14 protein-coding genes and 1 pseudogene are annotated in these 19,182 nt (G+C 58.4%); 12 read left to right on the top strand and 3 right to left on the bottom strand.

The features are described 5' to 3' along the window. Positions 1-115: 115 nt before the first annotated feature. Positions 116-336 (top strand): annotated as a pseudogene (locus AB7F49_RS26845) (IS256 family transposase); the annotation flags it as partial. A gap of 3 nt (positions 337-339) precedes the next feature. Next, positions 340-633, top strand: a complete 294-nt coding sequence (locus AB7F49_RS26850; protein ID WP_428528115.1) for a transposase — start codon at positions 340-342, stop codon at positions 631-633. Between the two features lie 434 nt (positions 634-1,067). Here AB7F49_RS26850 and AB7F49_RS26855 read toward each other — a convergent pair whose 3' ends face one another. The 3 genes from AB7F49_RS26855 to AB7F49_RS26865 form a co-directional block, all read right to left on the bottom strand. Then, positions 1,068-3,734 carry a glycosyltransferase family 39 protein gene (locus tag AB7F49_RS26855; protein ID WP_428528117.1) on the bottom strand — a complete coding sequence of 889 codons (2,667 nt, stop codon included), beginning with the start codon at positions 3,732-3,734 and terminating at the stop codon, positions 1,068-1,070. Between the two features lie 164 nt (positions 3,735-3,898). After that, complete coding sequence (locus tag AB7F49_RS26860; RefSeq protein WP_428528152.1) at positions 3,899-7,039, bottom strand: efflux RND transporter permease subunit; 3,141 nt, start codon at positions 7,037-7,039, stop codon at positions 3,899-3,901. Next, a complete protein-coding gene (locus AB7F49_RS26865) occupies positions 7,039-8,244 on the bottom strand; it encodes an efflux RND transporter periplasmic adaptor subunit (protein ID WP_428528119.1) in 1,206 nt (401 codons plus the stop codon). The genes AB7F49_RS26860 and AB7F49_RS26865 overlap by 1 nt, the downstream gene beginning before the upstream one ends. A gap of 123 nt (positions 8,245-8,367) precedes the next feature. Between AB7F49_RS26865 and AB7F49_RS26870 the strand changes: the two genes are divergently transcribed. From AB7F49_RS26870 to AB7F49_RS26915, 10 genes are all read left to right on the top strand, one after another. Continuing rightward, positions 8,368-8,841: a MarR family winged helix-turn-helix transcriptional regulator gene (locus AB7F49_RS26870; RefSeq protein WP_428528121.1), complete on the top strand. Its 474-nt coding sequence runs from the start codon at positions 8,368-8,370 to the stop codon at positions 8,839-8,841. A 954-nt stretch (positions 8,842-9,795) separates the two neighbouring features. After that, entirely contained in the window at positions 9,796-10,821 is a 1,026-nt protein-coding gene (locus AB7F49_RS26875; protein WP_428528123.1) for an HlyD family secretion protein, read from the top strand. Positions 10,822-10,823: 2 nt separating this feature from the next. Continuing rightward, positions 10,824-12,341, top strand: a complete 1,518-nt coding sequence (locus AB7F49_RS26880) for a DHA2 family efflux MFS transporter permease subunit (RefSeq protein ID WP_428528125.1) — start codon at positions 10,824-10,826, stop codon at positions 12,339-12,341. A gap of 59 nt (positions 12,342-12,400) precedes the next feature. Further along, positions 12,401-12,622, top strand: a complete 222-nt coding sequence (locus AB7F49_RS26885; RefSeq protein ID WP_428528127.1) for a hypothetical protein — start codon at positions 12,401-12,403, stop codon at positions 12,620-12,622. Between the two features lie 38 nt (positions 12,623-12,660). After that, on the top strand, positions 12,661-13,398 hold the full coding sequence (locus tag AB7F49_RS26890) for a CBS domain-containing protein (protein WP_428528130.1): 738 nt from the start codon (positions 12,661-12,663) through the stop codon (positions 13,396-13,398). Continuing rightward, on the top strand, positions 13,395-14,276 hold the full coding sequence (locus AB7F49_RS26895; protein ID WP_428528132.1) for a universal stress protein: 882 nt from the start codon (positions 13,395-13,397) through the stop codon (positions 14,274-14,276). The genes AB7F49_RS26890 and AB7F49_RS26895 overlap by 4 nt, the downstream gene beginning before the upstream one ends. A 123-nt stretch (positions 14,277-14,399) precedes the next feature. After that, a complete protein-coding gene (locus AB7F49_RS26900) occupies positions 14,400-14,804 on the top strand; it encodes a biotin/lipoyl-binding protein (protein WP_428528134.1) in 405 nt (134 codons plus the stop codon). Between the two features lie 292 nt (positions 14,805-15,096). Next, a complete protein-coding gene (locus tag AB7F49_RS26905) occupies positions 15,097-16,641 on the top strand; it encodes a thymidine phosphorylase family protein (protein WP_428528136.1) in 1,545 nt (514 codons plus the stop codon). Next, the gene (locus AB7F49_RS26910; RefSeq protein ID WP_428528138.1) at positions 16,638-17,558 is read left to right on the top strand and encodes a ribose-phosphate diphosphokinase; all 921 of its coding nucleotides are present in this window, start codon (positions 16,638-16,640) and stop codon (positions 17,556-17,558) included. The genes AB7F49_RS26905 and AB7F49_RS26910 overlap by 4 nt, the downstream gene beginning before the upstream one ends. Beyond that, on the top strand, positions 17,555-19,165 hold the full coding sequence (locus tag AB7F49_RS26915; protein ID WP_428528140.1) for an MBL fold metallo-hydrolase RNA specificity domain-containing protein: 1,611 nt from the start codon (positions 17,555-17,557) through the stop codon (positions 19,163-19,165). The genes AB7F49_RS26910 and AB7F49_RS26915 overlap by 4 nt, the downstream gene beginning before the upstream one ends. The last annotated feature ends 17 nt before the right edge of the window (positions 19,166-19,182 follow it).

Consider the following 19,182-nt stretch of genomic DNA (forward strand, 5'->3'; position numbering starts at 1 on the left):
CACCGGAACCGGGCGCTCGGACTCTTGCGGTCCGCGCCCGGTTCTTCGGTGGCCAACTGTCAGGTGATTACGATCTCAGAACAGCCTGCACTTCTCCACCAAGGGGTGATACGCCGTGACCGAGACTAACGGTTTCCTGTTGGCCCAACCAGGGACCATTTCCGATCCGCTGACCGAAGTATTGCGCACCGGCGCCCGGAGACTGCTCGCGCAAGCGGTCGAGAGCAAGGTGCGGGCTTCCTCGCCGAGCATGGCGACAAGCGCACCGATGGCGGCCGGCAACGGGTGGTGCGGCAAGGGCATCTGCCGGAGCGCGCGATCATGACCGGGATCGCGTAGGTGGCGGTGCGTGCGCCGCGGGTGCGCGATCGGCTCGGCCGCTCGATGAGCTACTACGCTTTCCCGGACATCCACTTGCAAAAGATCAGGACCAACAATCCGCTCGAGCGGATCATGCGAGAGATTCGCCGACGAACCCGTGTCGTTGGTGCGTTCCCCGATGGCCAGTCCTGTCTCAACCTGGCAGCAGCCCGGTTACGCTACCTCGCCGGAACCGCGTGGTCGACCAAGCGATACATGAACACGCGACCCCTCTATCAACCGCAGATCATGCAAACCGGAGCCGTCGCCTGATCAATGTGCGAAAGATTCTGGACGCCACCGCCTCGGCCCGGATACGGTAAGCGAGTATGGCGAATAGAAGATGTCGAAACCGGTGAGGGGTTGCCTCGTGTCCGGTCGCGCTTCGCCACCGCGCTCGAAGATCCAAGATCGCGCAAATGCGCGATCTCCTCCTCCGATGAAGTCTTGGGTTGATCTCGTGCCATCGATTCGACCGTCGCATCGCATTAGGCTGCGGTCTTTGCTGGCGGGTCGAAAGCGGGTGAGGCTAAGTGATCTACTACCCGATACGGCGGTGAGAGAACCCCCAACTTCCGAATGAGCGATGTGGACCATCACCCTCGTCGCCTTGCCGACTCACTCTCGCTCCGGAGGCACGGCCTTGCTCAGCCTGCAGTAAGCGGTGCGTGTCGAGCCGGTGCAGGTGTTCGGTATGGGGGTGACTCTCAACACCGCGACCGACAAGGCGGTGACGAGAGCGCAATTGCATGCGCGCTGATCGATGAGGCCCGGGTGCCGGCTCCCCGGAAGTCGTAGCCGATACGATAGTAGAAGCGGCGCGCCGGCTTGCCACCTTTCGTGACGACCCGCTCCATTGGGGCACTTAAACTGGTGAAGTGATTGGCGAGCGCCGGGTCATCGATCTGATATCGCTTGAAGGCAAACATGACAGCCGGCCGGCCGTGCAGCGAGCTAGGACGGAACCAGTAATCGTACATGAGACTATTCTGTCCGAGGATGCCGCGTCCCACCGAGCTCATGACACCTTTGCCATTAGCTTTGACGTAGAAGGCGAGTTGGCTGGCGACGTTGTAGGTATCCAAGCCAATCATCAGCGGCTCGGCGCCGGTAGCCTGTTTCACCTCGCGCTCGATGGTGGCGGCTTCGCGTCCGAATTCGCTCCAGGCCACTGGCGTGCCTGGCAGGCTGACGACATAGCCGACCCCCGGGATGCCCAGTACAAGATAGTTCAGAGCGATCCCGTAAAAGACGACACTGATCGCTACCGTGGCACCCCACGCCCGCCGAATTCTGAGTTCGAAGGCGGAGGAGCGCCTGGCAACAGCTACGATTGCCGTCGACATCGCAGGCAGCACGGCGAGCCAGAGCGGCCCGGTCCAGTTCAGCTTCACGCCGCGCGACAGGCTGAAAGCAACGAACACCGCGAGCGGAACCAGTGTGAAAATCGCGATGAAGCGCGAGATGCGCTGCAGTCGGTCATCCGTCGGAATAGCGGCCGCGCGCCGACACTGTGCCCATAACGCAGCCAACGCGGCAATGAGCCCTGGCGGGGTGAGGAGCGCCGAAGCATGAAAAATCAGTATTGGAAGCGAGAATTGGAACATGCCTTCCATGCGTCGCGTGCTCTGGAAGGCGAAAGAAGCTAACCCGTTCACGAGATTCCAATAGATAACCGGCGAGAAGATAAGGAGGGCTAGCACAGCGGCGAAATACGGTTCGGGTCGCTTCAGCCATTCGCGCGCCTGCTTGTCGATCAGCATGAACAGCAGCATCGCCGGCCCCAGAAGGGCGATCGTATACTTCGAGAGCATGCCAAGTCCGATGCAGATGCCAACGCCGCACCACGCATTGCGACGACTGCCGATGAGAGCACGCTCTAGGAAAAAAAGAGCCCCGGCCCAAGCCACCGTCAAGGGCGCATCGGGCGTCATGAAGAAGCCGGACGCGAAATAGAATGGTAATGTGGCGACCAGCAGCAGACTTACGAAGGCCGCCGACTTGCCGAACAGATGGTGCGTGAGGCGAAAGCTGAAGAAAGCGGTGGCGAACCAACCGAGTGAGGCGGCAATCCGGATGCCGAACTCATTGTTACCGAATACGCTCGTGCCGACCCAGATTAGCCATGCAACCATGGGCGGATGATCGAGATAGCCAAAGTCGAGGTGCTGGGAGTAATTCCAATAATAGGCTTCCTGCGGTAATAGATCGACCAAGCCGATGAACAACAGACGTAATACGACGACATAACCAACGACACCAATGGCGGTCACACGCCAGCGGATATCGTAGGGCACGCGCGGATTGAGGGACGGAAAGACAAAGAAAGCAGAGCCGAGATAGTTGATGATTGCCGCCGTGCCGATGGCGAAGAATATGGCGAGTTGCGGTTGCATGCCGAAGATGCCCGACGCAGCGACCAGCACGCCGCCACGAATGGCGAGCGCGAGAAGGCACACAGTGAGAAACCGCCTGTAATGGTGCTTTGTGCGCCCCTGGTCCGCCCTCCAGCTTTCGGCAAAGGCCCAGCGCGAGTTCAGGAAGTAGTTCGAGACGGTCGCGGCACAGAAGCTGGCGACATGAGCAATCATGAGCGGCACGCTGGCGGCGAATAGCGCCTCAAACATCAGCAAATCGACGAACATGCCGATGAGGCCGACAGCTGCAAAACGCGCCGCGCCGCTAGCTGACACCGCGCCACCCGCGAGAACGAGGAGGCGGCGTAGATAAGCCATCATCTGAGCTTTGCCGATCTTGGACTCGCCGTGAATGCGATCGGGAAAGACGATCGGCACTTCGCTCACCCTCAGAGCGCCACCGCCATGCGCAATGACCTCCAGCCCGATCTTGAAGCCGGCTGCCTGCGGGTCGATCGCCAACAGCCGCTCACGGCGCACGGCGAAGAAGCCGGACATCGTATCTTTGACTTCGGTGAGTGGCCACGCGAGCAGGCTGCCGAGCCGCGAAAGCGTGAACCGCCAAATCGGCCAGCCCGGTGTCGCGCCGCCTGCCACAAAACGGCTACCCACGACCATATCGCTCGATCCGTCGAGGACCGGCTGGACGAGGGCACAAACGCGATCGGGCGGGTGGCTGAGGTCGGCATCCATGACGACTACGACATCACCGCGAGCGGCAGCGGCGGCCGTCAGCACGTCGCCAGCAAGTCCGCGCTCCCCATCGCCGGCGACGAGGCGGACATTGGCCGCAGCCTCCCATTTCCTCACCAGTTCGACGGTGCCGTCAGTTGAACCGCCGTCGGCTATTAGAATCTCGAATTTCAAGCCACTGCTGGCTTCCGCGAGCAGCGCAGTTACCAAGGCATCGATGTTGCCGACCTCGTTGAGCGTCGGAACTATGACCGATACGAGCATCGTGTGACCGCACCGAGCGGACCGTTGCAGCGGCAGGTTGCTGGAGGGGCATGAATATCGTTGCCCATTCGACTCAAATCGTCGATCAGCTCTGTCCAGTGTGTAAGATGCTGGATTGCGGCTTTCTGCGGACTCTCAAACCAGCGCACTGAGATAAACACCATTCAGTTGTGTTTGAGATACGCTTGCGATTTGTCGTCGGCTCGATTTCGTGCGCTTGCTGCCCGCGTACTTGCCAGTTTGAAAAACACGGGAATAAACAGAGCGGCAATGAAGGTGGCAGCGAGCATGCCCCCGATAACACCGGTTCCGATTGAATGGCGGCTGGCTGAGCCAGCGCCAGTGCTGATCGCAAGAGGTAGCACTCCGAATATGAATGCCAGCGAGGTCATGATGATCGGCCTGAAACGCAGGCGCGCTCCCTCGATCGCGGCTTCCGAGACGGTCAGTCCATCCTTCACGCGCTGCGCCGCGAACTCAACGATCAAAATGGCATTTTTCGCCGCGAGGCCAATGAGGGTGACCAGACCGATCTGAAAGTAAACATCGTTTTCGATTCCGCGAAGGAAAATGGCTAGCACAGCCCCAAAAACGGCAAAGGGTACAGCCGCGAGCACTGCAAATGGTAGGGACCAGCGCTCGTATTGAGCCGCGAGTATCAGGAAGACCATCAAGATTCCGAAGAGAAATCCGAGAGATCCGGTTCCGGCCGTCGCTAACTCCTGATAGGCCGAGCCAATCCATCCAACCGAGTAATCCGACGAGAGGTCACTTGCGGCAATCTGCTGCATGGCGGCGATTGCTTGGCCGGAGGAATAGCCCGGTGCTGGCTCCCCAATAATCTTGGCGGCGGGGAAAACATTGAACCGCTCCACGATATCGGGTCCAATCGTTCGCTCCACGGAAACAAGCGTGTTCAACGGAACCATGGCCCGGTTGTCGGACCTAACAAAGACGTGACGCAAATCGTCAGGGGTTTGCCGAAACTCTCCTTCGGACGATAGGCTAACGCGGAAGGTGCGACCGAACAATGTGAAATCATTGACATACAAGCTACCAAAGGTGCTCTGCATGGTTTCGAATATCGTGCTGATCGGCACGCCCAAAGCTTTTGCCTTGTCGCGGTCTACGGAAATTCGATATTGCGGCACCATCGTATTGAAGGTTGTACGAACTCCGCGCAGTTCGGGTCGTTGGTTGGCGGCCTGAACCAGGCTATTGGCGGCTTCAGCGAGATTATCCAGCGACCGCCCTGATCGATCTTGCAAGTAAAGCTCGAATCCTCCTGTCGTGCTGATCCCTTGTATGGGTGGCGGATTGAACCCAATGACGATGCCATCGCGGAAGCGTGCGTTGAGTGCAGCAAGGGATGGCGCGAGAGTCCGGGCATCCTGGCGCGGATCGGTGCGCTCATGCCAGTCCTTTAGCGTGATAAAGGAGATTCCGGAACTGGTCTTTTGCGCGGTTGAAAGCAAGTCAAATCCGGAAAACGTAACGACGTTTGCGACCGCCGGATTGCCGAGAAGAGCGTCCGTCACGATACGACTTACGTCCCGGGTCCGGTCAAGCGACGCAGCAGGAGGGAGTGCGGAAACCAGAAAGACGTAGCCTTGATCTTCGGCAGGCGCGAGCCCGCCTGGTACGCGCTGAAACAGATACCATGTTGATGCCAACATGGCCGCTGTGAGTAGCAGCGAAACCATGACGTGCCGAAGGAAGAAGGCGACGAGATCAGTATATCGCTGTGTTATCCAAGAAAAGGCGCGGTTGAACAGCCGGAATGGCAAGATCGGCTCCGCATGTGCGGGCTTGAGCAGCGCGGCAGCGAGTGCAGGTGTCAAGGTTAAGGCGACGATGCCGGAAATTATTACCGATACTGCGATCGTGACGGCGAATTGGCGATAAAGCTCACCTGCAAGACCACCCAAGAATGATACGGGGATAAAAACTGCGCAAAGAACCAGAACGATAGCTATCACCGGGCCGCTGACCTCCTGCATCGCCTGAATAGCGGCTTGACGCGGGGGCTTGCCTTCCGTTGTCATTATGCGTTCGACATTTTCCAAGACGACGATGGCGTCGTCGACGACGATGCCAATGGCCAAAACCAAGCCGAACAAGGTCAACAGATTGATTGAAAAGCCGAGAGCGTACATTCCGGCAAAGGTTCCAACGATCGAGACCGGAATCGCTATAATTGGAATGAGCGTCGCCCGCAAATTCTGCAAAAACAGAAAGACAACCAGAACGACAAGAATGATAGCCTCGACGAAGGTTTTGATTACCTCGCGAATCGAGACCTCCACAAACCGCGTTGTATTGAAGGGAACGTCATAGGTCAGACCTTCAGGAAACCGCTGGGACAAACGATCCATCGTCTCCTTGACCGCGGCTGCGACCTGCAATGCGTTCGCATCGGGTTGAAGATAGACTCCGATCGGAACCGTGGGTGCGCCGTCATAAGTGGCCGAAAAGGCATAGTTCAATGCGCCAAGTTCGACCCTGGCCACGTCTTTCAACCGCAAAGTCGCGCCCTTTTCGTCCGAGCGCACGATGATGTTTTCGAATTCGCGCGGATCAGCGAAGCGGCCTTGCGTCGTGACGGAATACGTGAAGGCTTGTTGGCCTTTGAGCGGCTCTTCTGCAAAACGGCCTGCGGCGAAGTGGGCATTTTGCTCGCGAATGGATGCGGCGATGTCGGTTGTGGTGAGGCCATATTGGGCGACTTTGTCGGGTCGCAGCCAAATGCGCATCGAATAGTCGGAGGCTCCGAACAACGATGCATCTCCGACCCCCGGCACACGACGAAGCTCGTCCAGCACGTTCACTAGGGCGTAATTGCCGATAAAGATGGTGTCATACCGTCCCTGCGGTGATGACATGGTCAGCAACTGTAAGATGGAGCTGGAGCGCTTTTGCACGGTGACGCCCTGCCGATTGACCTCGGCCGGCAGCAAAGGTGCGGCACGCTGAACGCGGTTGTTGACGTTGATGGTGGCCTGATCCGCATTCGTTCCGATTTCGAACGTGATGGTCAGCCGCATCGTTCCGCTGTCCGTTGACGTCGAGCGCATGTAGATCATGCGTTCGACACCATTGATCTGTTGTTCAAGCGGCGCGGCGACGGCCTCTGCAATTGTCTGTGCGTTCGCCCCCGGATAGGTCGCAGAAACCACGACTTCTGGGGGCACGATTTGTGGATATTGCGCGATTGGCAAGACGCGTATCGAGACCAACCCCGCGAGAACGATCACGATAGAAAGTACCGATGCAAAAATCGGTCTGTCGATAAAAAAGCGAGAAATCATGGTTGGCCGGACTTTCGCCGTTGATCTGACCGCGGACCAGGGGCGTGGTCTCTGCCCCCCTCCTGGGCAAGCCGGATCGCGGCACCTGGACGCACGCGCATGACACCCTCGATAATGACTTGCTCTCCGCCTTTAAGCCCGTCCTCGACGATCCAGCCTTCGTCCAGCTGGCGCCCGAGGCGCACGGGTCGACGCTCGGCTTTTTCTTCTTCTGAAACGTAGACAAAGGGTCCCTGTGGACCTTGCAATACGGCCTTCTGCGGAATAACGATCGCATTTTCGATGGTCACTCCGCGCAACGAGACGCGCACGAATTGGCCCGGCAAAATAACACCATCTGGATTGGGAAAAAGTGCTCGAAAATGAATTGTTCCAGTCTGCGCATCGATGGTGCTGGCGGTGACATCGAGCTTGCCGACCGTCGGATAGAGAGAACCGTCGCCGTAACGAAGTTCAACCATGATGTCGTCTGCCGATAAAGGCTTCTCCCGTTTCTGATTCATTTCGCGTAAAGACCTGAATTCATCGTCTGTAACGGCAAAATTGACGTAGGCAGGATCCAGGATCGTTATCGTGGTCAGAAGGGTTTGTTGCGCGAGAATGAGCGTACCCTCTGGCGGCGAACGCAGGCTGGTCGTGCCGCCAACTGGCGCAGACACCGTCGTGTAGCCGAGATTGAGAGTGGCGCTCCGAACCTCGGCTTCGGCAAGCTTTACGGTTGCCTCCGATTGTGACCGCGCGGCGCGCGCGTCGTCGAGTTGCTTATCGGTAGCGACTTGACGGCGGGACAGTTCCTCAACGCGTCTGAAATTTTGATCGCTTTGCACGAAAGAGGCCTGCGCCTGTGCGAGCTGGGCTTTCGCTCTATCAAGAGCGACCTGATACGGTTCAGGGTCGATGCGAAACAGCACTTGGCCTGGACTGACGCGTGCACCCTCTTCGTAGGATCGCTTCCGCAAAACGCCGCCGACTTGGGCGCGAACCTCAACCTCCCGAAACCCAGCCACGCGTCCTGCATAGGTCAAGGGCAACGAGACAGGTCGCGGTGTGGCAGTCAGGACCGCGACTTCCGGGGCCGGCGGCGCAGGTTTCGCTTGAGCGACCGGCGCGGATGCGCGCACTGAGTACCAATAATACCCGGCGGCCGCGATACCAACCGCCATAGCTGTCCAAATGAACAGAGCGGCCCAACGAGACCGCATTCGCGGCCTTTGGGGCCTGGGTGTAGCGTTTGAAGGATGCAAAAACGAACCTCAAGCCTTGCGTTTGCTGCGTCTCACTATTATAAGCATGCTTATGATAAATCAATCTATAGATGGTGAGAAATGCCATTTGACGAGTTGCAGAAAACATTGGGGTTTTTGCTCCACGATGTTGCTCGTCTTATGCGCACCCGGTTCGAACAAAATGCCCGTGAGCTCGGGCTCACCCGGTCTCAGTGGCAAGTTCTTGCCTATCTGAGCTTCAATGAAGGCATTCAGCAGGGGGCGTTGGCTGAGTTGCTAGAAATAGAATCGATCACGCTTACTCGCATGCTGGACAAATTAGAGGCGCTCGGCTTGGTCGAGCGCCGGCAGCATCTACGAGACCGTCGTGCATGGCAGCTATATTTGACCGCGAAAGTTGGACCTCTGCTTCAAGAAATGAAACGCGTTGGTGCGCTTACGAGACAGGAGGCCCTGAAAGGCATCTCACAAGGCGATTGCGACCGATTGATCCGACTCTTGATTGAAATGAAAGGAAACCTTCTCAACGCATTAGGGCGAGGCTCCCCCGATAAGCGAGCAAATCTCGGCTAGATGCGATTCTGTGCGGGGTCCAAGCACGGAGAGCCAAAGCACTCGGTGCGAAGTTCGGTTCAGATTTGAACTTTGACCGCACGGCAGCTTGCGAAAACAGCGTGCGGGCCCGCCGCGCCGAGACCGTACGCTCCCCGCGATACCCGCCACGTGTCGCCGGTGGACCGGCGCGCTCCCCGGTTTTTTGGCGATCTATTTCATCAACTCAATCTGAAGGTCGCGCGGGCGCGAGCTTCTTCAGCCGGGCGTTTTCCGCCTCAAGCCGCCGCCGCGCGTCGCTCGCCGCAAGGCCTCCGATCGCTTCAGCCAAATATCGGTCGTCTGCTTGCTAACTGGAGCCGCGCTTCGCCGCCGCCGTAACATGTCGCGTTCGGCAACTTATCGATGGCCGGAAATCGGGGGCCGGTCACGCCCTGTGCTTGCTCGCTGCTGGACAGCAAAGAGCGATGTCAGGATCGTGAGGCATTGCCCGCAAAATAGACAGCCCGCGCGGAGGCGTCGCGCGGGCTGTCCTCCCCTCGTTGGGCGTTCTTTTTTGGGGGCGTCAGTCAACCTGCAAAAACATTACTCGCCGCACTGTTTCAAAGCGAATGACGAAATCGAAAGGCGGCAGCTTGTCTTTACAAGTGAATTTACTATAAGCATGCTTGTGGTTTGTCAAGAGATGTCTCTTGCCGGACGTCGTTGTGATCACGCTGTTTTTTTGACGAATGCACGAAAGGCATGACGTGGGCATGTGCCAATTGAATGGTTTTCGTATCTGCCGCCAGGTGACGAGTGGCTAGCGCGCAGGGACTAGCGCGGCCGCTGTCAGCCTCCGCGGAGCAGGAGCCGCGGCCCGCTTTCACAGAACTTGCGGACGCCGACGGGTTAGTCCGTAACGAACCTTCGTCCAAGCACGCAGAATTCGAGGTGTCCAAGAGACACAAACCGCGGCGGCTGAGGCAGTTACTATTGCTGGCCGGTCCCCTGGCCATCGTCATCGGAGGACTTTCCTTCTATCTGGCCGGCGGCCGCTACGTCTCGACCGACAATGCATATGTCAAGATGGACAAGCTCAACATCACGACGGATGTTTCCGGCATTATTGTCGAAATCCTGGTGCGGGATAACCAGAACGTTCAGGAGGGACAGGTTCTCTATCGGCTCGATGATGAGCCTTATCGGATCGCTGTCGCAGCTGCCGAAGCTCAGCTTGGGACTGTTCGCGCCGAGATTGCCAATCTACAGGCCACCTACCGTCAAAGCTTAGCTCAGATCGAGCAGACGAAAACCGATCTCACTTTCTTCGAAGCGAACTTTAATCGGCAACATGAGCTCAGCAAGCGCAATGTCGCGTCGCAAGCGGCATTCGACCAAGCTAAGCGCGATCATGACAGCACCACGCAGCGGCTGTCCGCTGCCCATCAGCAAGCTGAAGCGATTCTCGCGCAGCTCGCAGGCAGCGCAGAAGCACCGATCGATGATCATCCCCGGGTGAAGCAGGTAAAGGCGCAGATCGACAAAGCCCGACGCGACTTGAAAAGGACCGTGGTTCGCGCGCCTTTTGCTGGCATCGTCACGAATGTCAGCAGCTTGCAGATCGGCGCCTATTCACAAGCCGGACAACCGGGCTTCAGCTTGGTCGGCAGCGATCGGATTTGGGTTGAAGCGTCGCCGAAAGAGACGGATCTTTCGTTTGTCAGGCCAGGCAATCCGGCCACCATCACGGTCGATACTTACCCCCATCGGATTTGGCGCGCGCGCGTCGACAGCATCAATCCCGCCTCCGGGGCGGAATTCTCCGTGCTTCCGCCTCAGAACGCATCGGGAAATTGGGTCAAGGTCGTCCAACGCATTCCCGTGCGACTCGAGGTTGAGTTGTTGCCAGACGCGCCGCCGTTACGCGCCGGTATGAGTGTAGAAATCGAGATCGATACCGGACATCGCCGCACGCTAGGAGAAATCTGGACCACAATTAAAAGTTGGATAGGTTTCTAGAGATGGGACCCACGCAGGTTCAACACCGGGGCCTGCTGACCATCTGCGTGATGCTTGCGACGATCATGCAGGCACTCGATACGACAATTGCCAATGTCGCACTGCCCTATATGCAGGGCTCGCTAGGGGCGACGCTCGACCAGATCAACTGGGTTCTGACCTCGTATATCGTGGCGGCTGCGATCATGACGCCGGTCACCGGATTTTTCGTCGCTCGCTTTGGACGAAAAAAACTTTTTCTTGTTGCCGTCGCTGGGTTCACGGTTGCGTCCGTGCTTTGTGGCCTTGCAGCTTCACTTGAGCAGATGGTTCTATTCCGGCTGCTGCAAGGTGTATTTGGTGCTCCTCTCGTGCCGATGTCGCAATCCGTCCTGCTCGATAGCTATCCTAAGGAGCAGCATGGCTCGGCGATGGCAATCTGGGGCGTTGGGGTCATGGTAGGCCCGATCCTGGGCCCGACGGTCGGCGGCTATCTCACGGAGGCCTACAATTGGCGTTGGGTCTTCTATATCAACTTGCCGGTGGGCATTCTGACATTCTTGGGCCTTTCTGCTTTTTTGTCGGAATCGGGGATTCGCAAGATCAGCTTCGACTGGTTTGGATTCCTTGCGCTCAGCGTGGCCATCGGCTCATCCCAACTTATGCTCGACCGAGGCGAGCAGCTTGATTGGTTCTCATCAACCGAGATCATGCTCGAACTATTGCTGGCGGTGCTCGCGCTCTACCTCTTTATTGTTCACACATTCACTGCGGACCACCCCTTCATCGATCCTCGGATGTTCATGGACCGCAATTTTTCGCTCGGGTTAGTTTTTATCTTCATGGTCGGTGTAATTTTGCTCGCAACCCTCGCGTTGCTTACTCCTTATCTGCAGAATCTTATGGGCTACCCCGTGCTGACGGCGGGTGTTGTCCTGGCCCCGCGGGGCATCGGGACCATGGTCGCCATGATGGCCGTGGGGCGGCTGATCAATGTGATAGATGCGCGGCTGCTGGTCCTGGCAGGATTGCTGCTGACCGCCTACGTGCTCTGGCAAATGGCCGGCTACACCCCCAACGTATCTCGGCAGACGCTTGTAGTGCAGGGCATTCTTCAGGGCGTGGGATTGGGTCTCATGTTCGTACCGCTTTCGACCATCACATTCGCTACCTTGCCCGCGCAATACCGCACCGAGGGCACGGCATTGTTCAGCCTGTTCCGCAACATCGGTTCAAGTATCGGCATTTCGTTGGTTATCTTCCTCCTGACACGCAATACGCAAATCATGCATTCTACATTGATCGAGCACGTCACTCCGTTTAATGCGGCGCTGCGTGAAACTGCTGTTTCTCATGTCTGGAATATGGCGACAGTATCCGGTCGCGCCGCGCTCAATGCCGAAGTGACGCGGCAAGCCACTATCATCGCCTACAGCAATGACTTCCGGCTGATGATGATCATCGCACTCGTGCTGGTGCCGTTCATTTTCCTACTGCGCCGCGCGCAACCAAAGGCCGAAGATTCCGCGGTGATGGAGTAATCGTTTGGAGGAAAAAGTCGCTGATCCAAGCCTCAGTGTAGCCTAAGGAGAGAATGCCTATGTATCGCGGCTCGTTGGTTGCCATGGTTCTTCTTGCGATGGCGGCCTTGCTTATTTTTTGGTTATTCACACAGAAGCTGCGCACAGTAGAGGTGGAATTCGGTGGATATGGAGCCCAGAAGACAGTTGTTCGAGCCGCGACCGAAAGTGGGCGCGAGCCACGAGTGGGTGCAGGCAAGCTACCAATCGTTTTTCGAATTGAGTTGTATCAAACAAGCTGACTTTCATTAGAATATTAACGTGCTATGGGTGAGGATAAATGAACGTCCGCGACGTCATGGCGTCCAGGATCGTCGGCATTGAACCTGCGGCGACGATCGTCGAGGCTGGAGCGTTGATGCTGCAAAATGGCGTCAGTGCGCTGCTGGTCATCGACCACTCCGGAGGGCTGGTCGGAATCCTGTCGGAGGGCGACCTTCTGCAGCGATGCGAGTTGGGCACCGACCGCAAGAAACATTCTTGGTTGACAGTGCTGTTTCAGCCTGGCCGGCTCACTGACGAGTATTTGCGGTCCCACAGTTGCAGAGTCGAAGACGTGATGACACGCGACGTCGTGACGGTGACCGAGGACACGCCGATAGAGGACGCGGTCGCGCTCATGATGGAGTACCATATCAAACGGCTCCCGGTGATGCGCGGCCGGCGCCCGATCGGCGTGCTGAGCCGTGCCGACCTTGTGGCCGTCCTCGTTAAGTACGCCGAAGAGGGCCGCTCCGTGAACCGAACGGATGACGAGATCCGATCTGCCATTGTTACCGAGCTCAGAACCCAGAGCTGGGCGCCGGCAGCGCTGACCACGGTCACCGTTAAGGATGGCATCGTCCATTTGTCTGGCTCGATCACTGATGAACGCCAGCGCGAAGCGGTCCGCGTCCTGGCCGAGAATGTTCCCGGGGTCAAAGCGGTGCGCGATCACTTGGCTTGGATCGAGCCGATCTCCGGCACAGTCGGAAATCCCCCGACAGACCAAGGCGATAGCGCCGAGCCACCAGCATGATCGCGCAATCGATCAACAGGAGAAGAACTGACCGGGAGCCTGGGAAGATATTGTCCTACAAAAATCTTCTCGTCCTCGTAGACTCAAGTCAATGGGGCACACATCGGACAATTGCTGCGGCTGAGCTTGCCGCCCGCTTCGGTGCGACCTTGGTGGGGCTCCACATCATTTCGCCGGTCGCTGGGCCGCGTTACGCAGGAGGTCTCACACTCGGGCGCGTCATGCGTGAGGAAGCCGAACGGGCACGAGCTGACGCTCTGAAGGCCCAGCGGCTATTTCAGGACATCAGCCAGCGATTCGGGATAAGCGCGGAATGGCGAGTCGTGACCGGGATCCCAAGCGAGCAGGCCGCCATGCATGCGCGCTATGCCGATCTCACCATCATTGGCCCACCTGACCAACACGTGCTGCCATCATCCTTTCTGTTGCAACCGGACGAAGTCATATTCGGAGCGGGTCGGCCTGTCATCGTCGTGCCGCGGGAGGCGGCGGGCGATATGATTGGGCGGCGAATTCTGGTTGCCTGGAGATCGAGCCGGGAAGCGGCGCGGGCGGTCAATGATGCCCTGCCGCTGCTGGCGACGGCCGAAGCCGTGGACCTCGTCGTGGTCAATCCGACATCCGAGCATGACGTAAGAGATTACGGTGAGGAACCGGGTGCCAGTATTGCGGCCCATCTGGCGCGGCACGGGATTTCCGTCGAGGTGCTTCGGGAGCGAGCCGTCGGTGAAAGCGTGGGAAAGCGGCTCCTTGCATGCGCGGCCGGGCGCGGCGCCGATCTCATCGTTCTCGGCGCCTATGGCCATTCCGTCTGCGTGAGCTGGTTCTTGGCGGCGTCACACAATACGTGCTCGATCATGCCGCACTATCGGTCATGATGTCGCGCTAAACGACGTTGAGAACGGAAGCCGCGGAATGATGATCGAAGAGAAGCCGCTTGTATTCGGCCGAACGGGTTACGCCAAAGGATCGGTGAATCTATCAAGCAAGTGACATCGAGAATGAATGTCTTTGAGCGTCCGATGAACATATTGTCTTACAAGACCTGGCTTCTGCGGGTTGTCATTGTTGCGCTCGTCGCCGGTGCTGCCCTTTACGCATGGCGCTTTTTGCAGCCACAGGCTCTGCCAAATGGTTTTGTCGCCAGCAACGGCCGGATCGAGGCGGTTGAGATCGATATCGCCGCAAAGTTGCCAGGTCGTGTCAAAGAGATTCTGGTTGACGAAGGCGATACCGTCGCGGCGGGTCAAGTGCTGGCAAAGATGGACACAGCCGTGCTGGAAGCGCAGCTACGGGAGGCGGAGGCACAGTTGCAACGCGCGCGCATAGCGCGAGGCGAAAAAGGCAAGCAGCCCGCGCCGCAACTAGAAGCTCGCATGAGCCCGATGTTCGGGCAAATGTGCTGACAAGGCTTTAGTCAAGCCGTGTTCGTTGCGTTTCCATTGGATTTGACCGATCCCGAGCGGGATCCTGATAAGGATATTCCCGCCTTCGAATCCAAAGCCGGTACCCCAGTCGGGCGACATGTGGTTGCTCGGGCAAACGGCACCAAAACAGTTGATCAAGGTCCACCACGAGTCCTTCCCGGGATGGAAGTTCACGTCTCGGACTTGACTTGATTCGGGTCGGGAAAGGCTGGCGCTCCAGTTGGGATCGCGGCAAGACTGCGAATGTAATTGCCGGGGAGAATCTAGAACGATGCCAGAGCAAAGGCTACGGCCTAAACTGAAGGTGCGGCGCATCGCGCTCGATACCGGCCGCGAGAATATTGCCGTGATTTCGCGGCATTCTCGGGCGCTTCGCCCGGAGGTGTTTCGCGGTTTCAGCCGGGTCGAACTTACTAATAGCAATGGTACGAGATCGATGCTGGCTACGCTGCTCATTACTGATGACGATACTTTGGTGGATGCGGAGGAGCTTGGTTTGGCCGAGCCGGCCTTCCGCCGGTTCGCGTACCCGACTGGTAGTCTCGTCAGCGTAACTCCGGCCAAGCCGCCGGAAAGCCTCGAAGCCGTGCGGTCAAAGATTCTCGGGCATACACTCGACGCCGAAGACGTGACTGCCATTATCAACGACATCGCGCATTTCCGCTATTCGGACATGGAGATTGCTGCCTTCCTGGTCGGGTCGGCCAGTTTCATGACCTCGAGCGAGCTTCTGGCACTGACACGGGCGATGGCGGAGGCGGGCACAAAGCTGCGCTGGGATCGGCCGATTGTGGCGGACAAGCACTGTATCGGCGGCATCCCGGGTAACCGAACCTCCATGGTAGTCGTACCCATCGTTGCGGCTCACGGGCTCACCATTCCGAAGACCTCCTCGCGAGCAATTACTTCACCGGCAGGCACGGCCGACACGATGGAGGTGTTGGCGCGTGTCGACATCGGCATCGATGAGATGAGGGAGATCGTGCACGCCTACCACGGTTGCCTGGTCTGGGGCGGCCGCGTGAACCTGTCCCCGGCTGACGACATTCTGATTTCCGTCGAGCGCCCTTTGGGGATCGATACCCGCGAGCAGATGGTAGCTTCGATCATGTCGAAGAAGCTGGCGGCCGGCGCAACCCACCTCTTGATTGACATTCCTTCCGGCCCGGCTGCCAAGGTCACGACTGCCATCGAAGCGATGCGCCTGCGCAAGCTCTTCGAGTTCGTGGGAGACCATTTCGGCATCGCGGTCGAGGTGGTGACGACCGACGGGCGAGAGCCGGTCGGTCGCGGTATCGGGCCGGTGCTTGAGGCGCGGGACGTAATGGCCGTACTCTCCAACGAACCGAATGCGCCGCGCGATCTGCGCGAAAAATCCCTGCGCTTGGCGGCTCACCTGCTCGAATACGACCCTAAAATTCGAGGCGGCACGGGCTACGCACGGGCGAGCGAACTGCTGGATAGCGGGGCGGCTCTCAAGCAGATGCAACGGATTATCGACGCGCAGGGCCCATCGAATTGCAATAATGATCTTGGTATATTGACGGTCGACATTCGCGCAGCCGGGGATGGCGTGGTCGAGAGTATCGATTGCTTGCGGCTCAACCGGCTTGCACGCATAGCCGGCGCACCGATCGATAAAGGAGCAGGCATCTTGGTGCTTAAGAAAACAGGCGACCGTGTTGAAAAGGATGAACCGCTTTATCGCATCTATGCCTGCGAGCATCCCGAGTTTGAGTTGGCCGCTGCCGCGGCCAATGCTCAGTCGGGTTATGAGATCGATGGTCCGTTGGGCCCAGCCGCGTCACCGCAATGATCCCAATCGTCATTCAGGCGTTACCGTCCAGTCTCTCTGAGGCCAGACAGATTGCGGCCCGGTTGGGTGTGACGTCCGATGAAATCGCGATTCATAAATTCCCTGACGACGAAATCCGGGTGACAGTGAAGCCGGCCGCGGCCGTCGTCATCGTCTACGCGCCGCTCGATCACCCCAGCGACAAGCTTCTCGCGCTTCTTCTCGCGTCTGATGCTCTTCGCCAAGGTGGCGCGCGCCGGCTTGTGCTGGTTGCACCCTATCTCTGCTATATGCGACAGGATACCGCTTTTCAGCCGGGCGAGGCGGTCAGCCAAAAAGTTGTCGGCAAGCTTTTAGCCGACGCCTTCGATCGCATCGTCACAGTCGACGCGCATTTGCACCGCACGCACGATATCCGTGAGGTTTTCCCAGGGATCGAGGCCGACAATTTGTCGGCCATGCCAGCCATCGCCGATTCCCTTCGCGCAACTGGCTTCGATCAAGCGACCATCGTGGTCGGGCCCGATTCGGAATCGGAGGCCTGGGTGAGCGATCTCGCCGCGCGGCTCGCATTGCCTTACATGGCCGCGCGCAAGACACGACATGGTGACCGCGCTGTTGAAATCGAATTGCCTCAACCGGAAGCGGTCGTGGGCCGCCCGGTGCTGCTGGTCGATGACCTCGTTTCCTCCGGCGGTACCCTCGCGGTCTGCGCCCGAGCGCTCGCAGCTGCGAGCGCTTCATCGATCGATGCAATCGTTACGCACGCCCTCTTCCCGCCGGAGACTATGGATGAGTTTGCGCGCGCAGGTATCCGCTCGATCCGATCCTCGAACAGCATTTCGCATTTCACCAACGCGATCGCGCTGGATGGCTTGTTGGCTCAAGCCTTGGAAAACGAGATTGGAAAGATAACACCTGGGACATCTGATGAATGAGCACAATTCTGAAATTCTGCGGCGCCACTCGCACCGTTACGGGCTCCTGTTTCCTACTTGAGACGGCAGGATCTCGGGTCCTGATCGACTGCGGACTGTTTCAAGGGCCCAAAACGCTGAAGGCACTGAACTACAGTGCGTTTCCATTTCGCCCTGCGGACATCGATACCGTTCTTCTGACCCACGCCCATATCGACCATAGCGGGCTTCTACCCAAGCTGATGCGCGAGGGCTTCACCGGCCGGATCTTCGCCACGCGCGGTACTATCGATCTGTGCTCCTATCTCCTGCCTGATGCCGGCAACATTCAAGAGAGCGAGGTGCGAACGCTTAACTCGCGCAATGCAAGACGGGGCCGGCCGGAGGTCGCGCCGATCTATACCGCAGCCGATGCGATCGAAGCCCTCAACGCCTTCCGACCGGTCGACTATGAAACATGGCTCAGCGTTGGCCCTGGAGTCCGCGCGCGCTATTGGAACGCCGGTCATTTGCTGGGCTCGGCTTCGATCGAGATCGAATGTCGGGACGATGACGATAATGAAGGCAAACCATTGCGCATCCTCGTGTCGGGTGACATCGGGCCGAACGCCAAACTTCTGCAACCCGAACCGCATGCGCCAGTAGATTTCGATTACGTGATTGCGGAATCGACCTATGGCGACACAGATCGTCCGGCAACCACAGAAGCGGCGCGGCGTAAACGCCTTGCTACAGAAGTTCGCGATGCAGTCGCCGGCGGCGGCACATTGCTCGTTCCCGCCTTCGCAGTCGAGCGCACGCAGGAACTGCTTGTTGATCTCATTGATCTGATGGAGCGGGGCGAGTCGCCCTCTGTTCCGGTGTTCCTAGACTCTCCGCTCGCGATCCGCGCGACAAACGTTTTTCAACAGCATTCTGAAAGCCTCAATCCCAACATCAACCTCGACCGAGTGATGCGATCTCCGTATCTACGATTCACGGAAACCGTCGACGAAAGCAAGGCAATCTCCAGGTTCTCAGGCGGACATATAATCATTGCCGGGAGCGGCATGTGCGACGCGGGGCGGATCCGTCATCATCTACGGCAATGGCTTTGGCACAAGGCTGCCACCGTGCTGTTGGTCGGCTTCCAGGCGCAAGGTACCCTCGGACGATTCCTCGCGGACGGCGCGACGGCGGTCCGCATTTTCGGCGAAGAAATCAAGGTCGCGGCACGGATTCGTCGTTTAGACGAATATTCCGGGCATGCCGATGGACCAGAACTGGCTCGTTGGGTCGCCGCGCGGCGCCCCATTCGTCGCGGCCTCTTTTTGGTGCATGGGGAGGAGCCAGCCTTGCAGGGCCTATCGTCGCGGATTGCGGAACGCATTCTGCCAGAAGCACGATTGTTCGTTCCGATTCTGGATGACGTCTATGAGCTTTCGTCCGAGACGCCGACGCCGATGGAAGCCGGTCACCGACGCAGGCTCGCGCCCGAGGCCGTGGTTTCGCTCGATTGGCACAATGAGATGTCGGGGCTCATTCTCGATATCAATGCCCGCATCGACGCAGCCGCGGACGATCGCGCGCGGGGGGTGATCATTCGCAGGTTGCGACGGGCGCTCAACGAAGAACAAGATAGAAAGTAGGGATTCGATCGAGCAGC

Source organism: Pseudorhodoplanes sp. (assembly GCF_050250235.1).
In the GTDB taxonomy this organism is placed as follows: Bacteria; Pseudomonadota; Alphaproteobacteria; order Rhizobiales; family Xanthobacteraceae; genus Pseudorhodoplanes.